Genomic DNA, 23,962 nt, shown 5'->3' on the forward strand with positions numbered 1-23,962 from the left:
CACCTCCCCTTCGAACGCTGGGCCCGGGGCAGCGCGTGATTCGTCCGGCCGGGGCCGGACGAGATGCGCCGGGTCAGGCCGCCAGGATGGCGCCCATTCGCAACACCTCGCGCAGGGTCGTGACGCCACGCTCCGCCTTGGCCAGGCCGTCGTCCAGCATCAGGGGCACGCCCCGCTCGACCAGGCCGCGGCGCAGCTCGGTCTCGTCGGCGTGACGCAACAAGCGGCCATGGTCGTCGCCGGACGGCTGCCAGACCTCGAAGACCCCGGTGCGGCCGTGATAGCCCAGACCCTGGCAGCGTTCACAGCCCACCGCCGACCAGGCGCGCCGAGGCACCGGCGCCCCCACCGCCGAGAGCCAGTCGGCATCCTCGGGCTCCACGGCCTCCAGCCGGCGGCAGGCCGTACACAGCCGGCGCACCAGCCGCTGGGCGATCACCAGGCCGAGACTGGCCCCGATCTCGGCATCGTCGAGCCCCAGCTGGCGCAACGTGGACACCACGCCCACGGCATCGCGGCTATGCAGGGTGGCCATCAGCGAGCGGCCGCCATTGGCGACACTGACCGCCGCCTGGGCGGACCCCGGATCGCGCAGCTCGCCGATCAGCACATAGTCGGGATCCAGGCGCAGCATGGAGCGGGTGCCCGAGGCGAAATCGTGTCCGTGGTCCGGGTCGACCTGTACCTGATTGATGCCCGCCAGCTCGTACTCGACCGGGTCTTCCAGCGTGACCACCTGGCTGTCGGTGAGGCGCAGCTGCTCGAGGAGGGTGTAGAGGGTCGTGGTCTTGCCGGCACCGGTGGGCCCGGCGACCAGCAGCATGCCGCCCGTGGCATCCAGCCAGCGCCTCAGCCCCTGCACCCCGTGCTCGCCAAGGCCCAGGGCCGCGGGGTCGGTGAAGGCGGGAGGCGGTGACAGGAAGCGCACCGCCAGCTTCTCGCCGGCCACGCACTTCACCGCCGTGACCCGCAGGAACCGCTCCTCGGCGGCGACCCCGCCCTCCCCGCTCGATGTCCAGCCGAAACTGCTCTCGGCGGTGGACAACGACGGCACCGGATTGAGCCCCGCGAGAACCTTGAGCTGGTTGATGAGTCGCTGGCCAAGGCCAGTCTCGACGGTGGCCGCATCGACGACACGGCCGTCGATACGCAGGCGCAGGCGCAGCCCTCCCTCGAAGGGATCCAGGTGGACATCGCTGGCCCGGGCCCGGAGGGCGTCGTCGAGGAGGACATGGGCCTCGAGCACCTCATCGTCGGTGGGCGGGCTGTCGATGAGTGTGGCGAGGTTGGGCAGCAGGGTCGCGGGGGTCGGTGACGGAAAAGGGGGCGAGAACTGGCGCATGGGCACTCCTGGCAGCGGGGCGAATGGACAGAACCTGTCCCCAGCCTAGCCAGCCCGGCGCCGGGCGTCGCCTGCTCAGTAGTCCTCGAGGCGCTGCATGTCCCGGGACAGTCGACGGACCTCGGCATCCTGGCCCTCGGCGAGGGCCATGAAGCATTCGCGCTCCTCCCGGCCGCCGGCCCGTTTGGCCCGCACATCCGCGACCCCGATGACGCCGAGCGCGCCCGGCAGCCCCTCGCCGTGCCCGATCGGGACTGCTGCTGATACCCTAGCCGAGAGAGGCCACGGAAGCCGGCCGCCCCCGTCCCGATTCCACCGCCAAGGAGGCGCCCTTGACCGATGCCCTGCTCGATATCAGTCACCTGACCGCGGTGGCTGCCACCGTCATCGTGGTGATGATCTGCGTTCTGCTGCACTACGAGGTGTCGAGCGTGCTCAGCGGCCTGATGCGGCGGACCTCCCCGACCCGGCGGCGGCGCTTCCTGGGCCTGATGTTCGGCCTGCTCGGCGCCCATGTGGTGGAGATCTGGCTGTTCGGCCTGACGGCCTGGTGGCTGGAGGCGACCACCTCGGCCAGCATCGCCGGGACCACGATCGTCAATGGCCTCGACTACATCTACCTCTCGGCCATCACCTACACCACCCTGGGCTACGGGGACGTGTACCCGGTGGGGCCGCTGCGCTTCCTGATGGGCACCGAATCGCTGACCGGCTTCATGCTGATCACCTGGTCGGCATCGCTGACCTTCCTCGAGATGCAGCGCCACTGGAACGACCGCCGCTGACGCCGGGGTGAGGCGCCCGAGGCATCTCCCAACCCTGTGGGAGCGCTCGATAGAGCACGATGGCGCCGTCAGGCGCCCGAGGTATCCCTCTCCGCCAGGCGCGTTCGCTAGAGCCCCTGGCTCCTCAGGTAGTCGTCGTAGCTGCCGGTGAAGTCGCTGATGCCCTCCTCGCCCATGTCGATGATACGCGTGGCCAGCGAGGCGACGAACTCGCGGTCATGGCTGACGAAGATCAGGGTGCCCGGATAGTTCGCCAGCGCCAGGTTGAGGGCCTCGATGGATTCCATGTCCAGGTGGTTGGTGGGCTCGTCCATCAGCAGCACGTTGGGCCGGGTCAGGGTCAGCTTGCCGAACAGCATGCGCCCCGCCTCGCCACCGGAGATGACCTTCACCGACTTGTCGATGTCGTCGCTGGAAAACAGCATGCGGCCCAGGGCGCCACGCACCACCTGTTCGCCGCCATCGGTCCACTGGGCCATCCATTCGAACAGGGTCGCGTCGTTGGCGAAGTCGTCGCCGTGATCCTGGGCGAAGACCCCGAGCTCGGCGCTGTCGGTCCAGCGGACCTCGCCGGCGTCGGGCGCCAGCTCGCCGCCGAGGGTCTTCAGCAAGGTGGTCTTGCCGATGCCGTTGGGACCGATGATGGCGATGCGCTCGCCGGCCTCGACGGTCAGCGAGAGGCGCTCGAACAGTGGGGCGGCCGTCTCGTAGCCCTTGGTGATCGCCTCGACGTTGACCGCGTTGCGGTGGATCTTGCGGCCCTGCTCGAAGCGGATGAAGGGACTCACCCGGCTGGAGGGCTTGATGTCCTCGAGCTTGATCTTGTCGATCTGACGCGCCCGCGAGGTGGCCTGCTTGGCCTTGGAGGCATTGGCCGAGAAGCGGCTGACGAAGGCCTGCAGCTCGGCGATCTGGGCCTTCTTCTTGGCGTTGTCGGCGTGCTGGCGCTCGCGCGCCGCGGTGGCGGCGGTCATGTAGTCGTCATAGTTGCCGGGGAACAGCGTGATCTCGCCGTAGTCCAGGTCCGCCATGTGCGTGCAGACGCTGTTGAGGAAGTGGCGGTCGTGGGAAATGATGATCATGGTGCTGTTGCGCGCCGTCAGCACCCCCTCCAGCCAGCGGATGGTATTGATGTCCAGGTGGTTGGTGGGCTCGTCGAGCAGCATCACGTCGGGGTCGGCGAACAGCGCCTGGGCCAGTAGCACGCGCAGCTTCCAGCCCGGCGATACCTCGCTCATCGGCCCGCCGTGCCGGGCCAGCGGGATGCCCAGCCCCAGCAGCAGCTCGCCGGCCCGGGCCTCGGCCGTGTAGCCATCGAGTTCGGCGAAGCGCACTTCCAGGTCGGCCACCGCCATGCCGTCCGCCTCGCTCATCTCCGGCAGCGAGTAGATGCGCTCGCGCTCCGCCGCGACCTCCCAGAGTTCCCGGTTGCCCATGATCACGGTGTCGATGACCCGCTCGTCCTCGAAGGCGAACTGGTCCTGGCGCAGCCGGCCGAGCCGGGCCCCCGGCTCGACCATCACCTGGCCGGCCGAGGGCTCGAGGTCGCCGCCGAGGATCTTCATGAAGGTGGACTTGCCGCAGCCGTTGGCGCCGATCAGGCCGTAACGGTGGCCGCGGCCGAACTTGATGGAGACGTTCTCGAACAGGGGCCTGGCCCCGAACTGCATGGTGACGTTGGCGGTAGCGATCAAGGGAGGGGTCCGGTAAGGGGAAAAGGGGCGAGAGTGTACCGGTTATGGCGGCATCTCTCACCCCCTGGCGAAGCCGGGCAGCGGCACTGGCCGCCGCCGGCCCCGCTACCACTCCTCGCTGGTCTCGCGCAGCGCGGCGATCTCGCGCTTGGCCTCGGCCAGGCAGTCGCGGAGCTCCTCGTGCAGGGCGGCGGCGCTGCCCACGGCGATCAGCCCCTGGGCGGCGCCGCTGGCCCGGCGTGCCGCGCCCTCGCTTCCGTGCAGGGCTTCCAGGCGGCCGAGCAGCCTGGCCAGCCAGCTCTCGGGCCGGGCCGCCAGGCTGCGCAGGCGCTCGAGCTCGGCCAGCGGCGTCCCCTCGGGGTCGAGCAGCTCGCGCCAGTCGTGGCGCTCGAGGGCGGCATGCTCGGTGACCTCGCGCAGCAGCGACTCGAGGGCCAGTTCCAGCAGGGCCAGGGCCCCTTCCTCGCCGGCCATGCGCCGGGCCTCGCGGTGCTCGTCGTCGCCGGGCGGCACCGCCAGCAGCAGTTCGGCCTGATAGAGCAGCTGATTGGTACGCGAACGGGGCGTCACTTGCGCTTGTCCTCCACTTGCCAGCGGCCATCGGCGTAGGTCGCCTTCCAGCCGGTGGCCTTGCCGTTGTCGTCGGTCATCACGAACTGCTCCTTGAGCTTGCGCGAGAAGCGGATCTGGGCGGGCCGCCCGTCGGGATCCTCGCTCGGCGCATCGAGCAGGTAGCGATACTTCTCGGGCAGCTCCTCGGCGTGGGCCTTGAGCTCGGCGACCAGCGGCGGACGGGTCTCGCGGTTCTTGGGGAACTTGCTCGCCGCCAGGAACAGGCCGCTCGCTCCGTCGCGCAGCACATAGTGGTCCTCGACCTTCTGGCAGGCCAGCTCCGGCATCGGGATCGGATCCATCTTGGGCGGCGCCACCTCGCCGCTGCGCAGCAGCTTGCGGGTGTTCTTGCAGGCCTCGTTGGTGCAGCCGAAGTACTTGCCGAACCGCCCGGACTTGAGCTGCATCTCGCTGCCGCACTTGTCGCACTCGATCGTCGGGCCGTCGTAGCCCTTGATGCGGAACTTGCCCGGCTCGACCTCGTAGCCGTCACAGTCCGGGCTGTTGCCGCAGATATGCAGCTTGCGGGTCTCGTCGATCAGGTAGCTGTCCATGGCGGTGCCGCACTTCGGGCAACGATGCTTGGCCCGCAGGGCGTCGGTCTCGGCATCCTCGCCGGCATCGGCCGCCACCGCCTCGTCGCCGGGCAGCAGGTCGATGGTGGTCTTGCAGCGCTCCTTGGGTGGCAGGTTGTAGCCGGAGCAGCCCAGGAAGACCCCGGTGGAGGCGGTGCGGATCTGCATCTTGCGTCCGCAGCTCGGGCAGTCGATGTCGGTGGGCACCGGCTGGTTGGGCCGCATGCCCTCCTCGCTCTCGGCCTGGGCCAGCTCCTCACGGAATTCCGCGTAGAAGGCATCGAGCAGCTCGCGCCAGCGGCGCTCGCCCTCGGCCACCTCATCCAGGCTATCCTCCATGCGCGCCGTGAAGGAGTAGTCCATCAGGTCGGGGAAGGATTCCTTGAGGCGCTCGGTGACGATGTCGCCGAGCTTCTCGGCGTAGAAGCGCCGGTTCTCCAGCTTGACGTAGCCGCGGTCCTGGATGGTGGAGATGATGGCGGCGTAGGTGGACGGCCGGCCGATGCCCTTCTTCTCCAGTTCCTTGACCAGGCTCGCCTCGGTGTAGCGGGCCGGCGGCTTGGTGAAGTGCTGCTGGGGGTCCAGGGCCTCGAGGTGCAGGGGCGTGCCCTCGGCCAGGTCCGGCAGGGACTGGTCCTCGTCCTTGCGGCCCATGGGCTTCATGACCCGGGTATAGCCGTCGAACTTGAGCACGCGGCCCCTGGCCTTGAGCTCGTAGCCGTCGGCTTCCACCGTCAGCGTGGTGGAGAGGTACTCGGCGGGCGTCATCTGGCAGGCCACGAACTGGCGCCAGATCAACTCGTAGAGGCGTTCGGCATCGCGTTCCATGCCGGCCAGGTCGCTGGCCCGGCGGGCCACCTCGGAGGGGCGGATGGCCTCGTGGGCCTCCTGGGCGCCTTCCTTGCTGGAATAGCGGTTGGGTGCCTCGGGCAGGTAGCGCGCCCCGTACTCCTCGCCGATGAAGTCGCGCACGCTGGCCACCGCCTCCCCGGAGAGATTGGTGGAGTCGGTCCGCATGTAGGTGATGTAGCCGGCCTCGTAGAGGCGCTGGGCCAGCGTCATGGTCTTCTTCACCGAGAAGCCCAGCCGGCCGCTGGCGGCCTGCTGCAGCGTGGAGGTGATGAAGGGGGCGTTGGGCTTCGAGCGGGTCGGCTTGTCCTCCCGCGAGGTGATCGAAAGCGCAGCCTGGCGCAGCGCGGCGATGCGCTCCAGGGTCTCGGCCTCGGAGGTCGGCCGGAAGGCCTTGCCGTCCTGGCGCGTGAGCTCGAAGCGCACCGGCGAGGCCTCGGCGTCGTCGGCCGGCTTCAGGTCGGCGTGCACGTCCCAGAATTCCTCGGGGACGAAGGCGCGGATCTCGCGCTCGCGCTCGACGATCAGGCGCATGGCCACCGACTGCACCCGGCCCGCGGACAGGCCACGGGCGATCTTGGCCCACAGCAGCGGCGAGAGCATGAAGCCCACCACCCGGTCGAGGAAGCGGCGGGCCTGCTGGGCCTCGACCCGCGGCATGTTCAGCTGGCCGGGGTCCTCGAACGCCTCCTGGATGGCGTTCCTGGTGATCTCGTTGAACACCACGCGCCGATAGCGCGCCTCGTCGCCCCCGATGGTCTCGCGCAGGTGCCAGGCGATGGCCTCCCCCTCGCGGTCAAGGTCGGTGGCGAGATAGACGGTATCCGCCTTGTCGGCGAGCTTCTTGAGCTCGGCGACCACCTTCTCCTTGCCGGGCAGGATCTCGTAGTTGGCCTCCCAGCCATGGTCGGGGTCGATGCCCATGCGCCGGATCAGCTGGTCGTGGGCCTTGCGCTGGCGGTACTCGGCCTTCTCCTCGGCGGACATCTTGCGGGTCGCCGCGGCCTGGCGCGCACGTTCCTTGGGGTCCGAGGCTGCCTTGCCCGAGCCGCTGGTCGGCAGGTCACGAATGTGCCCCACGCTCGACTTCACGATGAAGTCGTTGCCGAGATACTTGTTGATCGTCTTGGCCTTGGCCGGCGACTCGACGATGACCAGTGACTTGCCCATAGTGCTCCACAATTCTGTAGGCGCGAGCCTGCGGGCTCGCGCCGGACGGCTTCGGCCCGCCCAGTCTCGACGGGTGAAAAATGCGCTTACCCTACCCCAGCGCCGGCCATCGCGCCAGTCACGACGGGGCCGGGCCTATGACCCTAGACCGCTGATTCCACGGCGACAAGCCCGGGATAATAACGCAACGCCCCCGCCGGCAGGCCGGCGGGGGCGGGATGACGACCGGGCGAACGCGTATCAGTCGTCTGGCTTGCCCGGCTTGCGGCGACGCGGGGCGGCCTTGCGGCTGGCACTGCGACGCCGGCTGGAGGCCGGCTTGTCGCTGGCGGCCGATGCCGCACTATCTGCCGCCGGATCGGCCTCGCCCGCCTCCTCGGCCGGCTGGGCGGTCTCCTGCAGGGGCTCGGCCGGCTGGTCAGCCGCCTGCGCGGGCTTGGCCGAGCGAGCGGTGGTCTTCGACGTCTTGGCTGGCTGGGCGGCCTCCTGCGGGGGCTTGGCCGAGCGAGGGGTGGTCTTCGACGTCTTGGCCGACTGGGCGGCCTCCTTCGGGGGCTCGGCCGGCGTGGCAGCGGGCTGCGAAGCCTCGGCCGGCTGGGCGGCCTCCTGCGGGGGCTTGGCCGAGCGAGGGGTGGTCTTCGACGTCTTGGCCGACTGGGCGGCCTCCTTCGGGGGCTCGGCCGGCTTGGCCTGGCGGAACAGCGACTGGATACGGGCGAAGCGCTCGGCGGCGTGCTCGCTGAGCTCACCGCTGGCAGCCAGCACGTGATCGATATGCGCCAGATGCCCTTCGATCTGCTCGGCGCTCTGCCCCGCCAGCAGCGTCGGGATCGCCGCCAGCGCCGCCTGGTGATCCTGGTTGAGGATGAAGAACTGCTCGCGCACCAAGTGCTTGAAGTCGGCCAGGCGGATCCCCGGCTCGAGTTCCGCCCGGGAGGCCCGCAGGCGCTTGAAGTTGCGCTCGTCACTGGCGGGCGCGCCGCCCAGCACATGGATGACCGAGCGCATGACCGCCTCGTGGCTGCCGCCCTCGGCGACCCGGGCATGGATCTCCTCCCGGCGGCGCTGGACGAAGCGACGGTGCTCCGGCTCGGCGCCGGGGCGACGGCGAGGCACATGGGCGTCACCGCCGAGGCCGACCAGGGCCTGCAGCAGCGGCTGGCCATAGAGGTCCAGGAAGACCCGCTCGCTGGTCCGGTCACGCAGGTTGCGCCAGGCGTCGAGGACATGGGTGATCTGGCTGGAGAGGATGCCCTCCACCGCCCGGTAGACGTTGTCCTGGCCCACCTCGTGGCGTTCGCGGCGAATCGTCTCGGCCATCACCGGCACCGGTACCATCAGCGGGTTGCGATCCGACAGCAACCGGTAGGCCATGCGGTTGGGGTGCAACAGCCGCATCCAGTGGGCGGCCTCCGGGGTCGCCAGCGCCTGGACCCAGGGCTGCACGAAGAAACGATACAGCCCCAGGTTGATCTCGGAGATGCGCGCCACCGTGGCGAAGCGTCGGTCGTCCTCCGGGCGGTGCTGGACCTCCCGGTCGAGTTCCTCGATGCTGCGGCGCTCGAACTCGAGCAGGTAGTCGCGTTCGATCAGCTCGGCATCGGGGCGATCCTCGGCCCGCGAGATCGAGGTCTCGTAGAGCCCCGGCGGGAGCACGTCGATGTAGTCCATGTTGGCGGTGAACTCGGCGTGCTCCTTGCGGGACACGCTGCCCGACACGAAGATCCCCAGGTGGCCCGTGGTGTCATGGACGCAGTACACCAGGGTCTGCTCGTTGGCGATGATGTCGTCGGTGTCCTCGTAGAGGTCGCGGATCCAGCCCAGCGCCTGGGGCGGCGGCGTGATGTCATCGCCCCGGGAGCAGAACACCACCACCGGCGAGCGCAGGTTGCGCAGGTCGATGCGACGACCGTCCGAGGTGACCAGCTGGGCGGTGGAGAGACGGTTGCCGACGAACAGGTTGTCGACGATGTACTGGATCTCCTGGGCGCCCAGCACCACATGCCCGCCCCACCAGCGCTCGAACTCCAGATAGCGGTCGGCCTCGGTATCGACATTGGCGTAGAGCCGATACTGCTTGTTCCACCAGGTATTGGCCGGATTGAGGCGCTCGAAGTTCTGGACCAGCCAGGCCCCGTCGAAGTGTCCAGCCCCCAGGTCACCGAGCAGCGCGGTCACCCAGGTGCCGCCGGTCATCCCGCCGGTATAGCGCATCGGCGCACGGCCATGCTCGCCCGCCCAGTAGGACAGCGGCGCGCCGGCGATCAGGATCGGGCCGAACACCTCGGGCTCCAGGGCCGCCGCCATCATGATCTGCCAGCCCGCCTGGCAGTTGCCGACGACCATCGGCTTCTCCGCGGTCTCGGCGTGGAGGTCGATGACATGGCGCAGGAAGGCAACCTCCGCCTCGACCACGTCCTCGACGGTCTGGCCGGGCTCGGGGTACGGCAGGAAGCCGATGAAGTAGCAGGGATGCCCGGCGCGCAGGGCCACGCCGAGTTCGCTGTCGGGCTTGAAGCCGCCGATCCCCGGCCCGTGACCGGCGCGGGGATCGACGACCACGAAGGGCCGCATCTGCGGGTCGGTCTCCATCGCCTGGGGCGGCAGGATCCGCAGCAACTCGTAGTTCACCGGGCGCGGCAAGTCACGCCCGTCCAGCAGCACCTCGGCCTCGAAGCCCAGCACATTGGGCTTGGTCTGCTCGATATGCTCGAGATACTGGTTGCCGCGCTGGCGCATGACATCCAGGTAGAGCGTGCTGCGCTCCAGAGTGTCGCGCCAGTAGTCGAAGGCGGCGCGACCGAAACCGAAGGGATCCATGAAGGACAGCGCGGCTGGCGGCAGGGTCGGCATCAGGGCATTCATCGTTGGACTCCATGGGTGGCCATGGGAAGGCGAAGGACATTCGCCGCGTGAGACTCGTCTTTGCTGCAGTGCAATATAGCGAAAAAATCGGCTCCAGGCGAGAAGCGGTCTCGGCACGCCGGCCTCAGAGCGTGGCCAGGTGTTTCGCGTCCGCCTCGCCCAGCAGCTCGACCAGCCCCCGCCGTGCCCGGTATCGAGCCTCCTCGGCCAGGCGCCCCCAGGCCAGCAGGCGGGCGCCGCCCTCGCCGCGCGCCCGGTCCAGGCGAAGCCCCGGTCCGCCACTCAGCAGGGCCGCCGGGGGCAATGACAGCTGCCACAGCCGGGCATGACCCTGCGGCACGAGTCGCGGCTGGCGCTCCCGCAGTCGCCCGCCGAGCAGCACCCGCAGCTGCTCGACCACCGGATCCAGGCCGGTCAGGGCCTCGTCCAGGGCCTCCTCGCCGGTGAGCCCCGGTGCCATGGCGGCGAAACCCAGGCGATTGCCCTCGACGCGAAACCGTACCTCCACCAGGCCCGTCAGCCCCAGGGCGGCAATGCCCTGGCCCGCCAGCCGCCCCAGATAGGTGCTGCGCTCGGCGGTCAGCCAGCCAAGCGGCGCCACCGAGAGAGCCTCGTGCAGGCGCTGGCGGGGGGCCAGGTAGATCACTCGGCCCTGGCCGTCGGCCAGCAGGGACATCCGCACCTCCCGCCCCGCCGCCCCACGGATCACCGGCAGGCCGGCCTCGCGCATCCGCTGGCACATGCCGCCGCCCTCGGCCATGGCCGCCAGCAGCTCGGTCGGCGGGCCGAGGAAGCGCAGGTCGGCACGCCGGCAGGCCTCGGCCAGCGCCAGCTGCTCGACGGCCCGCCCCTCGCCGGGGTGAAGCGCCTCGCAGCCCGCCTCCCGGGCCTGTGCCACCAGTGCCTCGGCGCTGCCCTCGGCCAGGATGGCCGTCAGGCCGAGCTCGGCACAGGCCTGGCGCAGGCGCAGGCCGCCGGGACCGCCGGCGGCGACCAGCAGGCGGGAAACGGCAGGCGGGGATGCTGACATGGTGACTCCGGATGGCTTGCAGGACAAAGCCGATGCTAGCATGACGGCACGGCATGCCCGGACGCTACCGCGCCCCGCCCCACTGGACGACGCCATGACCACACCCCGACTGCTCAATCGTCTGACCTTCCGCCAGCTCCAGGTCTTCCGCGCCGTCCATGAACGCCAGTCCTATTCCCGGGCCGCCGAGGCCCTGGGACTGACCCAGCCGGCAGTCAGCGCCCAGATCCGCCAGCTCGAGCAGGTCCTCGGCCAGCCGCTGTTCCGCTATGCCGGGCGCACCCTGCACATCCTGCCCGCCGCGGATGCCCTGGCGGCCTCGGTGCGGGCCATCTTCGGCCAGGTCGCCCGGCTGCAGATGAGCCTGTCGGACCTCGACGGCACCATCAGCGGCGAACTCAACCTGGCGGCGGTGTCCACCGCCCAGTATGTGGTGCCGCACCTGCTGGCTCGCTTCCGTGCCCACTACCCCAATGTCCAGATCCGCCTGCGCGTGTGCAATCGCGGCCGGGCCCTGGAGCGCCTGGCCGAGCAGCGCGATGACCTGGTGATCATGGCCAGGGTGCCCCCGGACGAGGACCTGGTGTTCATGCCGATCCTCGACAACGAGATGATTCCGGTGGTCTGGCCGGGCCACCCCCTGCTGGCGGCCGAGCGGCCGACCCTGGAGGACCTGGCCCGTCACTACGTACTGATGCGCGAGCCCGGCTCCGGGGTGCGGGGCGCCCTGGAGGAACTCGCCGCCGAGCAGGACGTCGATCTGGCCCATGCCATCGAGATGGGCACCAACGAGGCGGTCAAGCAGGGCGTCATGGCCCAGCTCGGGGTCGCCGTGCTGCCGCGCCTGGCGGTACGCCTGGAACTCGAGGCCGGGCTGCTCGCGCCGCTCGATCTGCCCGGCTTCCCGCTGCGCCATTCCTGGTGCACCGTCTACCATCGGGAACGCTACCCCACCCCGGTGACCGAGCTCTTCCTGCGCTTCGTGCGCGATCACCTGGACGAGCTGCAGAGCCACTTCAGTGCCGTCCCTGCCCCGCTGCCCAGCCACGACGTGGCCTGCCTGCCCAAGGCCGCGGACTGAGCCGCCTGTCCAGCCAAGCCGCGAATATGATAACTTAGCGCGCCAAGACCGATACACGCCACGCCTGTCGCCGGCCGTCCCCCGCTTGCCGTCACCGGACGACCCGCAACGCACACGCCTGGCGACCAGCCGCCGAGTGGAGAGGCTTCCAGCTCATGAGCAACAACACCTCCAAGCATGTGTCCAGCGGTGAGAAATATCGCAACGAACACGGCGCGACTGCCATCAAGGATGGCATGAAGCAACGCCAGCAGGCCGAGGAGAGCCCGGCCCTCGGCCGCAAGCCGAAGTGGCTGCGGGCCCAGATCCCCGGCGGCGAGCGCTTCGACGCCGTGAAGAAGAACGTGGCCGAGCACCGGCTCAGCACCGTCTGTGCCGAGTCCCACTGCCCCAACATGGGCGAGTGCTGGAGCAACGGCACCGCCACCATCATGCTGATGGGCTCGGTGTGCACCCGGGCCTGTCGCTTCTGCGCGGTGGACACCGGCAATCCCAAGGGTTGGCTGGATGCCGAGGAACCGGAGAATACCGCCAAGTCCGTGGAGCTGATGGGCCTGCGCTACATCGTGCTGACCTCGGTGGACCGTGACGACCTGCCCGACGGCGGTGCCGGCCACTATGCCGACTGCATCCGCGCCATCAAGGCCCGCACCCCCGAGGTCGCGGTGGAGGCCCTGACGCCCGACTTCGACGGCGCGCCCAGCGCCATCGAACGAGTCGTCGATTCCGGCCTCGAGGTCTTCGCCCAGAACGTCGAGACCGTCGAGCGCCTGACCCGTCGCGTGCGCGACCCCCGCGCCGGCTACCGCAAGACCCTGGATGTTCTGGCCCACGCCAAGCGCCATCGCCCCGACGTCATCACCAAGACCAGCCTGATGCTGGGCCTCGGCGAGACCGAGGACGAGATCCTCCAGACCTTCGACGACCTGCGCGCCATCGGCGTCGACATCGTCACCCTCGGCCAGTACCTGCGTCCCACCCGCAACCACCTGCCGGTGGAACGCTGGGTCACCCCGGAGGAGTTCGAGCGTTATCGCCGGCTGGGCCTGGAGAAGGGCTTCATGGAGGTGCCGTCCGGCCCCCTGGTGCGCTCCAGCTACCGTGCCGACCGGGTGTTCGAGAACAACAACCTGGGCCTGGAGCTCGCCTCCCCCGCCGAGGTGCCGGGCCAGGCGCCCGACCCCAACCTCATCCCCGCACGCAACGTGGGCTGAGGGGGTTAGGGCCGAGAGCCGAGAGCCAAGCAGGCTTCAGCGCTTGTCTCGGGGCTAACCACGGATCGGCAAGGCACAAAAAAATCCCGAGGCCAGGACCTCGGGATTTTTTTGTGCTTCGGGAGCAGCCCTAGCTTTTTGCTGCGTCGACGAGTTCGCGCCCCAGCTCCCGCGCCAGGCGTTCGGCGAGGCGCTCGGCGACCGCCGCCACCCCCGGCGAGGACGGCGCCACGTCGGCCAGGCGCGTCATGGCCATGCCGGCATAGCCGCAGGGATTGATGCGATCGAAGGGCGAGAGGTCGCCGTCGACGTTCAGGGCGATGCCGTGGAAGCTCGCCCCGCGCCGGATCCGCAGGCCCAGGGAGGCGATCTTGGCCTCGCCCACATAGACGCCGGGCGCATCCGGGCGGGCATGGGCCTCGACTCCATGGTCGGCGAGCAGCGCGATGGCCGCGTTCTCCAGGGCACTCACCAGGTCGCGCACGCCCAGCCGGGCGCGGCGCACGTCGAGCAGCGGGTAGAGCACCACCTGGCCGGGCCCGTGATAGGTCACCTGTCCACCGCGGTCGGTCTGCACGACCGGAATGTCACCGGGCATCAGCAGGTGCTCGGGCTTGCCGGCCTGCCCCTGGGTGAACACCGGATCATGCTCGACCAGCCACAGCTGATCGGGGGTGGCGGGGTCGCGGCCGTCGGTGAGATCGCGCATGGCCCGCCACACGGGCTCGTAGGGGCGGCGGCCCAGGCGATGCACCTGCAGCGGCTCCACCTCAGACCACCATGTGCACGCGACCGCTGGCCTTGAGCTCGGTGAACAGCGCCTTCAGCTGCACCTCGCCGGTGGCCCGCAGGGTCAGCCGCACGGACTGGAAGCGGCCGTTGCGACTCGGCACCACCTGGATGCACCGTGCGTCGAAGTCGGGAGCGTGGCGCGTGACCACCTGACACACCATGGCGGCGAAGTCATCGGCGGCATCGCCCACGACCTTGATCGGATAATCGCAGGGAAAGGTGATCTTCGGCGACTTGCCGGCACGACGGCCGGTGGACGGCTGGCGAAGATCACGCAGGGTCTTGTCGGTCATTCCACACCCGTCAGGAAGAATACCCGACCATTCTACTCAACCCGCGCCCTGCCACCAAGGGCGCGGGTGGGCGCCGGCAGGGCTATCGCAGATAGCGGTATCTCTCGGGGCTGATCCGTCGACAAGCCTGCGAGGAGGCGCTGTGAATACCTCCATGTAAGCTACCGACGCCTTCCCTGGCGTAGGACCTCCTCTTCGGCTTGTCCCCGGCGCCCATCGTCTGACTCAACTGCGATAGCCCTGTGGGCGCCGGCCCGGCTCAGTCGAGGAAACCGCCCAGCAGGTTGGTGAAGAAGCGCTGTACCTTGTCGAACAGGCGCTTGAAGAAGCCGCCCTCCTCGATGGCCTCCAGGGCCAGCAGCGGGCGCTCGCCGACCACTTCGTCGCCCAGGCGCACTTCCATGCGCCCGACCGTCTCGCCGGCGGCGATGGGCGCGGTGAGGTCCGCCTGGAGGTCGAGCTTGGCGGCAAGCTCCTGGTTGCGGTCGCGAGGCACGGTCATGAAGACGTTGCGGTCGACGCCGACGCGCAGCTCGTTCTTGTCACCGCCCCAGACGCGCGGCGTGTTGAGTACGGCGCCCTGGTCATACAGCTTGAGGGTCTCGTAGTAGCGGAACCCGTAGCTCAGCAGCTTCTGGGTCTCCTGGGCGCGGGCCTCCTCGGAGGCGGTGCCCATGACCACCGAGATCAGGCGCATCTCGTCGCGCTCGGCGGAGGACACCAGGCAGTAGCCGGCCTCCTCGGTCCAGCCGGTCTTCAGGCCGTCGACGCTGGCATCCCGCCACAGCAGGCGGTTGCGGTTGGGCTGCTCGATCCCGCCGTAGGTGAACTGCTTCTGGCGGTAGATGCGATAGTGCTGGGGGTAGTCGTTGATGATGTGCTGGGCCAGCAGCGCCAGGTCGCGAGCCGAGGAGTAGTGGTTCTCGTCGGGCAGCCCGGTCGGGTTGACGAAATGGGTGTTGGTCAGCCCCAGCCGCGCGGCATGCTGGTTCATGATGTCGGCGAAGGGTTCGGTGCCCCCCGCCAGGTATTCGGCGATGGCCACACTGGCGTCGTTGCCGGAGACGATGACGATGCCGTGCAGCAGTTCGCTGACCGGCACCTGCTCGCCGACCTCGATGAACATCTTCGAGCCACCGGTGCGCCAGGCCTTCTCGCTGACCGGCACCGGGTCATCGGGGGCGATATTGCCGCTGTTCAGCTCGCGCTCCACCAGGTAGGCGGTCATCAGCTTGGTCAGGCTGGCCGGCGGCAGGCGCTCGTCCGGATTGTGCTGCGCGAGCACGCGACCGCTGTCGGCATCCATCAGGATCCAGGAGGTCGCGGCCAGCTGCGGCGGTGCCGGGATCATGGTCTGGGTCTGGGGAAGCTGCTGGGGCTGCGGCGTCTGGGCCAGCAGCGGTGAGGCCACCAGCGACAGGCAGGCCAACAGGACCGGCACGAGCCGGCGGAAACGGGACGAACGCAGGACTTTCATGAATGGTGGTCTCTTCGGGTGCATCAGGGTGATCGATTGACGATGACGGAACGCCGAGCTCACTCGGTACCGTCGACGACAAAGGCCGTATCGAAGCCGGCACGACGCAGCTCGCCGCGCAGCGGGTCGAGCTGCGCCGCGCTCTCGAGGGGGCCGACCTGGACACGGTGCATGCCGGCCGCACTGGCCACGCGCACCGGGCGATCCAGCGAGGCCTGGAGCCTGGCCTTGAGGGCGCGAGCATTGTCGGCCGAGCCCAGGGCGGCCACCTGCAGGTAGATGGCGCGACTGGTGGCGGAGCGGCGCTCCACGGAGCGAGCGTCCCCGGGCTTCGACGGCGCGGCGCGGTCATCCGCGCCGCGCACGGCGTCGGCCGGCCGGGGATCGGCGGCCGGCGCCGTCGCCACGGTCGTCCGCTCGGGCGAGGCCGGCTCGCCGTGGCGGGCCAGCCAGTCGCGGGCATCGATGGCCTCGACCCGCACCCGGCCGGTGCCGCGATCGAGGATGTCCAGCCGCGCCGCGGCGGCATAGGAGAGGTCGATCTCCCGCTCGCTGTGGAAGGGGCCACGGTCGTTGACCCGCACGATCACCGAGCGGTCGTTGTCCAGGTTGGTGACCCGCGCATAGGTGGGCAACGGCAGCGAGCGATGGGCGGCGCTCATCTTGTACATGTCGTAGATCTCGCCGTTGGAGGTCGCGTAGCCGTGGAACTTCTTGCCGTACCAGGAGGCGGTGCCCCGCCGCTCGTAGCCGCTGGCGTCGGGCAGCACGTGATAGGTCTTGCCCCATACCTCGTAGGTGGCCCGATTGCCCGCCCGGGAGGGGGCCTCCACCCGCGGCACGGCATCGGGCACCCGGCTGACGTCCGGCGGCTCCTCGGGGTAGGCATCGCTGCTCATGGCATAGCGCTCGCCGTCACCGGTGGTCGCCGGCGCCTCGGCGGGGCCACCGACGTCGACGGGGCGGCTGCCGCCGCCCGCGGCACAGCCGCCCAGCCACAGGACCGCCAGCGCGGCCAACCACCAGGCCCTCATCGCGAGGCCTCCCGATCGGCGAGGGTCGACTCGAACCAGCCGGACGGCCGGCCCCGGGCCTCGGCGATCGCCTCGGCGAGCTCGGTCACGGCCATGGCATAGAGGTAGCTGTGGTTGTAGCGGGTGATGACGTAGAAGTTGTCGCGCCCGAGCCGATAGCGGGTCGAGCCGTCGGCCATGGCCAGCGCCAGGGGCACCACGCGGGTGTCGCCGGACAGCTCGCCGCGGGGCGTGATGCCCCGCTCGCGAAGCTCGGCCACGCTCATGGACGGTGGCTTCGCCTGGTTGAAGTCGACCCCCTCGGGCGGGGTCGCCGGCCCCTCGGCCTCATGGTAGACGGGGGCGCCGGGCCGCCAGCGATGCTCGGCGAAGTAGTTGGCGATGCTGCCGATGGCATCCACCGGGTCGGTCCAGAGGTTGCGCTTGCCGTCGCCGTCGAAGTCCACCGCATAGGCGCGATAGCTGGTGGGAATGAACTGGGGATAGCCCATGGCGCCGGCGTAGGAGCCCTCGACGCTGTCCGGCGCGACCCCCTGGCGGTAGGCGATCTCCAGGAAGGCGGCCAGTTCGCCGCGGAAGAAGTCACCACGCCGGGGGTGATGGAAGGCCAGGGTGGACAGCGAGTCCAGCACCCGATGATCGCCGGTCACTTCCCCGTAGCGGGTCTCGACGCCGAGGATGGCGGCGATGATCTCCGCCGGCACCCCATACTCGGCCTGGGCGCGTTCGATGGCCTCGCGATGGGCGTCGATGAAGGCCGCGCCCTTGGCGATGCGCTGCTCGCCCAGGAAGATGTCGCGGTACTCGTGCCAGACCAGGTGGTATTCGGCCGCCCCGGACATGGCATCCAGCACCTCCTGGCGGAAATCGGCCTGCGCCAGCGCCGCTTCGAGCCAGTCACGGGCCACGCCACGCTCGGCCACCTCGTCCACCAGCGCCTGGACCTCCCCGCGATGGGGGTCGAAGTCCCCCGCCGATGCGCCCGTGACCGCCAGGGCCAGCAGCCCACCCAGCGCCAGGGCCAGCGTCCTACGTCCCCGTGAAAGGGTCGTCACCGTCATCCCGTCTCTCCCTGAATCATCTTGCCTGCTACCGGCCCGGAGCGGCCTAGCGCGGCAGCAGGCGGCGGTGCGAATGAATGGCCATGAGAATACCGAAACCGGCCAGCAAGGTCACGCTGGAGGTACCGCCGTAACTGACCAGCGGCAGGGGCACCCCGACCACCGGCAGGATGCCGCTGACCATTCCCACATTGACGAACACGTAGATGAAGAAGGTCAGGATGATGCTCCCCGCCAGCAGGCGACCGAAGGTCTCCTGGGCGACGCCGGCCAGCCACAGGCCCCGGCAGACGATCAGCAGGTACAGGGCCAGGAAGGCGAGCATGCCGACCAGGCCGAACTCCTCGCCGAGCACGGCGACGATGAAGTCGGTGTGGCGCTCCGGCAGAAACTCCAGCTGGGATTGGGTGCCCTGCAGCCAGCCCTTGCCCCAGAGCCCGCCGCTGCCGATGGCGGTGGTCGACTGGATGATGTTCCAGCCGGCCCCCAGTGGGTCGCTCTCGGGGTCGAGGAAGGTCAGCACCCGCTGGCGCTGGTAGTCGTGCATGCTCATCCACAGCAGCGGCAGCGCCGCGGCCGCCAGCCCGCCGAGCAACAGGATGACGCGCCACGACAGCCCCGCCAGCAGGATCACGAACACCGCCGCCAGGGCCACCAGCAGCGAGGTACCGAGATCGGGCTGGCGGGCAATCAGCAGCACCGGGGCGCCGATCAGCAAGGCGCAGACCACCAGGTCCTGCCAGCGCGGCGGCAGTTCCCGTCGACTCAGCCAGGCCGCCACCATCATCGGCACGGCGAGCTTCATCATCTCGGAAGGCTGGAAGCGCACCACCCCGGGGATCACTAGCCAGCGCTGGGCGCCCATGCCCATGTCGCCCATGACCTCCACCGCCACCAGCATGGCCAGCCCCGCCAGGTAGGCCGGCAGGGCCCAGCGCAGCAGGGTCGCGGGCGTGAACTGGGCGATGATCACCATGCCCGTCAGGGCAACCCCGAAGCGTATGCCCTGGGCGATCACCACGTCGAGCCGCTGGCCGCTGGCGCTGTACATCACCACCAGCCCGGAGAGCATCAGCACCAGCAGCATGGCCAGCAGCCAGGGGTCCAGGTGGATACGCTCCCAGAGGCTACGCCGCCGCGACATGCCGCTCAGGGGGGGCTTGACGGGCCGCCCGCGCAGCCCTCGGGTCAGCTCAACCATCGCCATCTCGGCCGTCCTCCCTGGCGGAATCCTCGGGATCGCCGGCCTGGTCCGCACCGACCGGGGCCTTACCGGCCTGGCGCTCGAGCAGCCAGAAGTCGGCCATCTCGCGGGCCAGGCCCGCGGCATGGCTGCTGCCGCCCCCGGCATTCTCGACGATCACCGAGACGGCAATCTGCGGGTCCTCCACCGGTGCGAAGGCCATGAAGAGGGCATGGTCGCGTAGCCGCTCCTCGAGCTCGGCGGCATTGTAACGCTGATCCTGGCCCAGCGAGAACACCTGGGCGGTACCGGACTTGCCGGCCATGCGGTATTCCAGGCCGACCCCCGAGCGCCGGGCGGTGCCCTCACCGCCCGAGAGCACCTTCTCCATGCCCGAGTAGACGCGATCCCACCAGGCCTCGTTGGCCAGATCGATGTCGGGGGGCGTGTCCGGCAGCGCGGTGGGCACCGGCTCGCCGTCGATTTCAAGGGCCAGGCGGGGCTGCACCCAGTCGCCGCGATTGGCCAGCACCGCCGTGGCGGTGGCGAGCTGCAGGGGCGTGATCTGCAGATACCCCTGACCGATGCCCACCGACAGCGTCTCGCCGGGGTACCAGGGCTGGTTGTAGCGCGCCCTCTTCCAGTCGCGCGACGGCAGCAGCGCCTGGCTCTCGCCGGCGACATCCGCGGCGACCCGCCGACCGAAGCCGAACTGCGCCAGACTGTCGTGGATGCGGTCGATGCCCAGCTCATGGGCCAGCGAATAGAAGTAGGTGTTGTTGGACACCGCCAGCGCCCGCTCCAGGTCGACCCGCCCATGCCCCCAGCGCAGCCAGTTGCGATAACGGCGGTCGTCGTTGGGCAGCTGGTAGTAGCCGGGATCGTAGATGGTCGTGTCGGGCGTGATCACGCCCTCCTTGAGGCCGGTGATGGCCATGAACGGCTTGATCGTCGACCCCGCCGGGTAGTTGCCGCGGATCGCGCGGTTGAACAGCGGCAGATCGAGGTCCTGCTGCAGGGCCCGGTAGGACGCCACGTCGATGCCGGTGACGAACTGGTTGCTGTCGAAGCCGGGCACCGAGGCCATGGCCAGGATCTCGCCGCTCTGGGGGGCGATCGCCACGATGGCCCCGCGGCGACCGTCGAGCAGGTCGACGGCCAGCCGCTGGAGGGGCTTGTCGAGGGTCAGGGTGAGCGTCTCGCCGGGCACCGGATCGGTGCGGCCCAGTTCCCGGAGCACCCGCCCCCGGGCATTGGTCTCCACCTTGCGCAGGCCCGCCTGGCCGTGCAGCTCGTCCTCGTAGAAGCGCTCGACCCCGGTCTTGCCGATGAAGTGGGTGCCGGCATAGTCGCCGGTATCGAGGCGCTGCAGCTCCTCGGCGTTGATGCGACCGACATAGCCCAGCACGTGGGACAGGTCCTCGGCATCGGGGTAGTAGCGCAGCAGTTGGGCCTCGACCTCCACCCCGGGCAGGCGGTGGCGATTCACCGCCAGCCGGGCGATCTGCTCCTCGTCCAGGTCGCTCATCAGCAGCGCCGGCTGGAAGGGGCGCTGGCGCTGGCGCGAACGCTGGCGAAAGGCCTCGACCTCCTCCTCGGGCAACTCGAGCAGCTCGACCAGCAGCGACAGGGTCTCGTCCAGGTCGTCGACCCGCTCGCGGACCAGGGTGAGGTTGTAGGTGGGACGGTTCTCGGCCAGCAGCTCCCCGTTGCGGTCGTAGATCAGGCCACGGGTCGGCGGCAACGGCTCCACCCGGACCCGGTTCTTCTCCGAGCGGGTGCTGTAGACCTCGTGCTGCACGACCTGCAGGTAGAACAGCCGGCCGGTGAGCAGGCCCGTCAGGATGATCACCACCAGGACCGCCAGCAGCGCCCGCCAGCGGAAGACGCGCAGCTCCTGTTCGGTGTTCTTCAGGGTGTCGCGTTGCTGACGCATGCGGGACGATATCCTTGGAGAAGCCAGGGCCGTTCAGCGGTGGTAGGGGTGGCCGACCATCAGGGTCCAGGCCCGATAGAGCTGCTCGGCGAGCAGGATGCGTACCAGCGGATGGGGCAGGGTCAGGGGGGACAGCGACCAGCGCTGATCGGCGCTTGCCGACAGCGCCGGGTCGAGGCCGTCGGGGCCGCCGACCAGCAGGGCCACGTCGCGGCCCTCGAGGCGCCAGCCCTCGGCCTGGCGCGCCAGCTGCTCGGTGCTCCAGGGCTTGCCGCCGACCTCCAGGGCCACCAGGTGCTCGTCGCCCCGCAGCCGGGCGCGGAGGCGCTCGGCCTCCTGCGACACCGCGCGGCGGGTATCGGCGTTCTTGCCGCGCGGCCCGGGCGCGATCTCCTCGAGCTCGAGGGCGAAGTCCCGGGGCAGGCGCTTGCGATACTCCTCGACACCGCGGGTCACCCAGTCGGGCATCTTCGTGCCCACCGCCAACAGGCGTACCCTCATGAGGTGCCGTGTGCCTCTTCCTCCAGGGCGACCCCGTCACTGGGCAGGTCCGCCCAGAGTCGCTCGAGGTCATAGAGTTCGCGGGTCTCGGGCAGCATGAGGTGCACCACCACGTCGCCGAGGTCGACCAGCACCCAGTCGGCACCGCTCTCGCCCTCGACGCCGAGCGGGGGCATGCCCTGCTCCTTGGCGGCCTGGATCACCTTGTCGGAAAGTGCTGCCAGGTGGCGGCTGGACGTGCCGCTGGCCACCACCATCAGTTCGGTCACGCTGGTCAGCCGGGACACGTCCAGGACCGCGATGTCCCTGGCCTTGAGTTCCTCCAGCGCGTCTATCACCAGAGTCTTGAGTGCGTCGATGTGCATACCCTTCTTGTCAGCCCCTCTCAGCGGGAAGTCGTCGTATCTATATTGTACCGACTTGAGCGCGAGGTGGCAGTTCCTAGTGACGATACAACCCCCGGGCCAGCAGGTGCGCTTCCACCGCCTCGGGCAGCAGGTAGCGCACGCTGGCGCCGGTGGCCAGGCGATGACGCACCTCGGTGGCGGAAATCGCCATCCGCGAGGGCAGCGAGAGGCGCAGCAGCCCTCCCGCGGGCGCGGCCATCAGGGCCGCCGTGGACGCGACCTCGCGCTGGCCGATCAGCGCCGTCAGCGCCGCCGGCAGGCGCGCCGCGTGGTCGGGACGATCGATCACCACCACGTGGGCCAGATCGAAGAGCCGCTCGGGCGCATGCCAGTCGGCCAGGCGCAGGAAGGCATCATGGCCCAGCGCCATCACCAGTCGGGCCTCGCGGCCGTACTCCGCGCGCAGCTCGGCCAGGGTATCGACACTGTAGGAGGGCCCCTCGCGGCGCAGTTCCCGGGGGTCGGCGACCAGCCCCGGGGTGTCACCGATCCCCAGCCGCAGCAGGGTCAGGCGCTCCTCGGACGCCACCCGGGGGGTGTCGCGCAGCGGCGGCGTGGCCGCCGGTACCATGTGCACACGATCGAGCGCCAGCGCCTCGTGGAGCTCGACGGCGCTGCGCAGGTGACCCAGGTGGACCGGATCGAAGGTGCCCCCCAGCATGGCGACGCGGGGCGGATGGGGCACCGCGCTCACTGCCGGACCTGGCCGTCGCCGAGCACCACGTACTTGCGCGTGGTCAGCCCCTCGAGGCCCACCGGCCCGCGGGCATGCAGGCGATCGGTGGAGATGCCGATCTCGGCGCCCAGCCCGTACTCGAAGCCGTCGGCGAAGCGCGTGGAGGCATTGACCATCACCGAACTGGAGTCCACCTCGGCCAGGAAGCGACGGGCCAGGGTGTAGTTCTCGGTGACGATGGCGTCGGTATGCCGCGAGCTGTAGCGCTCGATATGCGCCATGGCCGCGTCGATGCCGTCGACCACGCGAATCGCCAGCACCGGCGCCAGGTACTCGGCCGCCCAGTCGTCCTCGGTGGCCACGGCGACCGCCTCGAGGATCGCCCGGGTCCGCTCGCAGCCGCGCAGTTCGACGCCATGCTCGTCATAGGCGGCCGCCAGGCGCGGCAACAGCGACTCGGCCAGGGGGGCATCCACCAGCAGCGTCTCCATGGTGTTGCAGGTGCCGTAGCGCTGGGTCTTGGCGTTGACGGCGATGGCCAGCGCCTTTTCCGGGTCCGCGGTGGCGTCGAGGTAGACGTGGCAGACGCCGTCGAGGTGCTTGATCACCGGCACGCTGGCCTCCCGGGTGATACGCTCGATCAGCGACTTCCCGCCCCGGGGGATGATCACGTCGACGAACTCCGGCATGCTGATCAGCTTCCCGACGGCGGCCCGATCGGTGGTGGCCACCACCTGGACGGCCCCCTCGGGCAGCCCGGCCCGCTCGAGCCCTGCCCGGATGCATGCGGCGATCACCGCATTGGATTCCCGCGCCTCCGAGCCACCGCGCAGGATACAGGCGTTGCCCGACTTCAGGCACAGGCTGGCCGCTTCCATGGTGACGTTGGGCCGGGATTCGTAGATGATGCCGATCACCCCCAGCGGCACGCGCATCTGGCCGACCTGGATACCGCTGGGGCGCGCCCGCAGGCCGTCGATCTCGCCCACCGGGTCGGGCAGGGTCGCCACCTGTCCGAGCCCCTCGATCATGGCGTCCAGGCGCGCATCGTCCAGGGCCAGGCGGTCGAGCAGGGCGTCATCCAGGCCGCTGTCGCGCCCCCGCGCCAGGTCGCGGGCGTTGGCCGCCAGCACCTCGGCCCGCGCCTCGCCCAGGCGCTCGGCCATGGCCAGCAGGGCGGCGTTCTTGGCGGCGGTGTCGACCCGCCGCATGCGGGTCGCCGCCTCGCGGGCCTGCTGTCCCAGGCGCTGCATGTAGGCGTCGACGTCGCCGACGCCCTCGGCGTGATTGGAGTGGGTGGCGTGAGCTGTCATGCCGTAGAGTGTCTCCTGGAATGGGGGGCCGCAGCATCGGCGGCCGCGACCGGGGGTCGAGTCGAACCGGGG

At 69.9% G+C, this 23,962-nt stretch carries 20 protein-coding genes; 3 read left to right on the top strand and 17 right to left on the bottom strand.

The window, feature by feature from the left end:
- Nucleotides 1-73: 73 nt before the first annotated feature.
- The gene (locus OCT48_RS11500) at nt 74-1,342 is read right to left on the bottom strand and encodes a GspE/PulE family protein (RefSeq protein WP_263589293.1); all 1,269 of its coding nucleotides are present in this window, start codon (nt 1,340-1,342) and stop codon (nt 74-76) included.
- A 332-nt stretch (nt 1,343-1,674) separates the two neighbouring features.
- Here OCT48_RS11500 and OCT48_RS11505 point away from each other — a divergent pair, with 332 nt between their 5' ends.
- Nucleotides 1,675-2,127, top strand: a complete 453-nt coding sequence (locus OCT48_RS11505) for an ion channel (protein ID WP_263589294.1) — start codon at nt 1,675-1,677, stop codon at nt 2,125-2,127.
- A 107-nt stretch (nt 2,128-2,234) separates the two neighbouring features.
- On the opposite strand, the gene OCT48_RS11510 is transcribed toward OCT48_RS11505, so the two are convergent.
- The 5 genes from OCT48_RS11510 to OCT48_RS11530 form a co-directional block, all read right to left on the bottom strand.
- Nucleotides 2,235-3,821 (bottom strand): ABC-F family ATPase, encoded by a 1,587-nt coding sequence (locus tag OCT48_RS11510; protein ID WP_263589295.1) that lies wholly within the window; start codon nt 3,819-3,821, stop codon nt 2,235-2,237.
- Between the two features lie 105 nt (nt 3,822-3,926).
- A complete protein-coding gene (locus OCT48_RS11515) occupies nt 3,927-4,391 on the bottom strand; it encodes a DUF6586 family protein (protein ID WP_263589296.1) in 465 nt (154 codons plus the stop codon).
- Complete coding sequence (topA, locus tag OCT48_RS11520) at nt 4,388-7,027, bottom strand: type I DNA topoisomerase (protein ID WP_263589297.1); 2,640 nt, start codon at nt 7,025-7,027, stop codon at nt 4,388-4,390. Before topA ends, OCT48_RS11515 begins: the two co-directional genes overlap by 4 nt.
- Nucleotides 7,028-7,267: 240 nt before the next feature.
- Entirely contained in the window at nt 7,268-9,892 is a 2,625-nt protein-coding gene (locus tag OCT48_RS11525) for a DUF3141 domain-containing protein (RefSeq protein ID WP_263589298.1), read from the bottom strand.
- Nucleotides 9,893-10,016: 124 nt separating this feature from the next.
- A complete protein-coding gene (locus OCT48_RS11530) occupies nt 10,017-10,922 on the bottom strand; it encodes a biotin carboxylase N-terminal domain-containing protein (protein WP_263589299.1) in 906 nt (301 codons plus the stop codon).
- A 94-nt stretch (nt 10,923-11,016) separates the two neighbouring features.
- On the opposite strand from OCT48_RS11530, the gene OCT48_RS11535 reads away from it, so the two are divergent.
- Nucleotides 11,017-12,003: a LysR family transcriptional regulator gene (locus OCT48_RS11535; RefSeq protein ID WP_263589300.1), complete on the top strand. Its 987-nt coding sequence runs from the start codon at nt 11,017-11,019 to the stop codon at nt 12,001-12,003.
- Nucleotides 12,004-12,158: 155 nt separating this feature from the next.
- Nucleotides 12,159-13,217, top strand: coding sequence for a lipoyl synthase (gene lipA / locus OCT48_RS11540; protein WP_263589301.1), 1,059 nt, complete (start codon nt 12,159-12,161; stop codon nt 13,215-13,217).
- Nucleotides 13,218-13,347: 130 nt separating this feature from the next.
- Here the strand turns inward: lipA and lipB are convergent, their stop codons facing one another.
- From lipB to OCT48_RS11595, 11 genes are all read right to left on the bottom strand, one after another.
- Entirely contained in the window at nt 13,348-13,986 is a 639-nt protein-coding gene (lipB, locus tag OCT48_RS11545) for a lipoyl(octanoyl) transferase LipB (RefSeq protein ID WP_263589302.1), read from the bottom strand.
- 1 nt (nt 13,987) lies between these two features.
- Nucleotides 13,988-14,302, bottom strand: a complete 315-nt coding sequence (locus OCT48_RS11550) for a YbeD family protein (RefSeq protein WP_263589303.1) — start codon at nt 14,300-14,302, stop codon at nt 13,988-13,990.
- Nucleotides 14,303-14,561: 259 nt separating this feature from the next.
- Nucleotides 14,562-15,779, bottom strand: coding sequence for a D-alanyl-D-alanine carboxypeptidase family protein (locus OCT48_RS11555; protein ID WP_263589304.1), 1,218 nt, complete (start codon nt 15,777-15,779; stop codon nt 14,562-14,564).
- A gap of 59 nt (nt 15,780-15,838) precedes the next feature.
- On the bottom strand, nt 15,839-16,813 hold the full coding sequence (locus OCT48_RS11560) for a septal ring lytic transglycosylase RlpA family protein (RefSeq protein WP_263589305.1): 975 nt from the start codon (nt 16,811-16,813) through the stop codon (nt 15,839-15,841).
- A complete protein-coding gene (gene mltB / locus OCT48_RS11565) occupies nt 16,810-17,874 on the bottom strand; it encodes a lytic murein transglycosylase B (RefSeq protein ID WP_263589306.1) in 1,065 nt (354 codons plus the stop codon). Before mltB ends, OCT48_RS11560 begins: the two co-directional genes overlap by 4 nt.
- 46 nt (nt 17,875-17,920) lie before the next feature.
- Complete coding sequence (gene rodA, locus OCT48_RS11570; RefSeq protein WP_412031046.1) at nt 17,921-19,075, bottom strand: rod shape-determining protein RodA; 1,155 nt, start codon at nt 19,073-19,075, stop codon at nt 17,921-17,923.
- Entirely contained in the window at nt 19,068-20,993 is a 1,926-nt protein-coding gene (mrdA, locus tag OCT48_RS11575) for a penicillin-binding protein 2 (protein WP_263589308.1), read from the bottom strand. The genes rodA and mrdA overlap by 8 nt, the downstream gene beginning before the upstream one ends.
- Nucleotides 20,994-21,026: 33 nt before the next feature.
- Entirely contained in the window at nt 21,027-21,494 is a 468-nt protein-coding gene (gene rlmH / locus OCT48_RS11580; protein ID WP_263589309.1) for a 23S rRNA (pseudouridine(1915)-N(3))-methyltransferase RlmH, read from the bottom strand.
- Nucleotides 21,491-21,859, bottom strand: a complete 369-nt coding sequence (rsfS, locus tag OCT48_RS11585; protein ID WP_263589310.1) for a ribosome silencing factor — start codon at nt 21,857-21,859, stop codon at nt 21,491-21,493. The genes rlmH and rsfS overlap by 4 nt, the downstream gene beginning before the upstream one ends.
- Before the next feature lie 76 nt (nt 21,860-21,935).
- Nucleotides 21,936-22,562 carry a nicotinate-nucleotide adenylyltransferase gene (nadD, locus tag OCT48_RS11590; protein WP_263592617.1) on the bottom strand — a complete coding sequence of 209 codons (627 nt, stop codon included), beginning with the start codon at nt 22,560-22,562 and terminating at the stop codon, nt 21,936-21,938.
- A gap of 29 nt (nt 22,563-22,591) precedes the next feature.
- Complete coding sequence (locus tag OCT48_RS11595) at nt 22,592-23,890, bottom strand: glutamate-5-semialdehyde dehydrogenase (RefSeq protein ID WP_263589311.1); 1,299 nt, start codon at nt 23,888-23,890, stop codon at nt 22,592-22,594.
- Nucleotides 23,891-23,962 lie beyond the last annotated feature (72 nt).

It is taken from the genome of Halomonas sp. M4R1S46 (assembly GCF_025725685.1).
Classification (GTDB): Bacteria; Pseudomonadota; Gammaproteobacteria; order Pseudomonadales; family Halomonadaceae; genus Halomonas.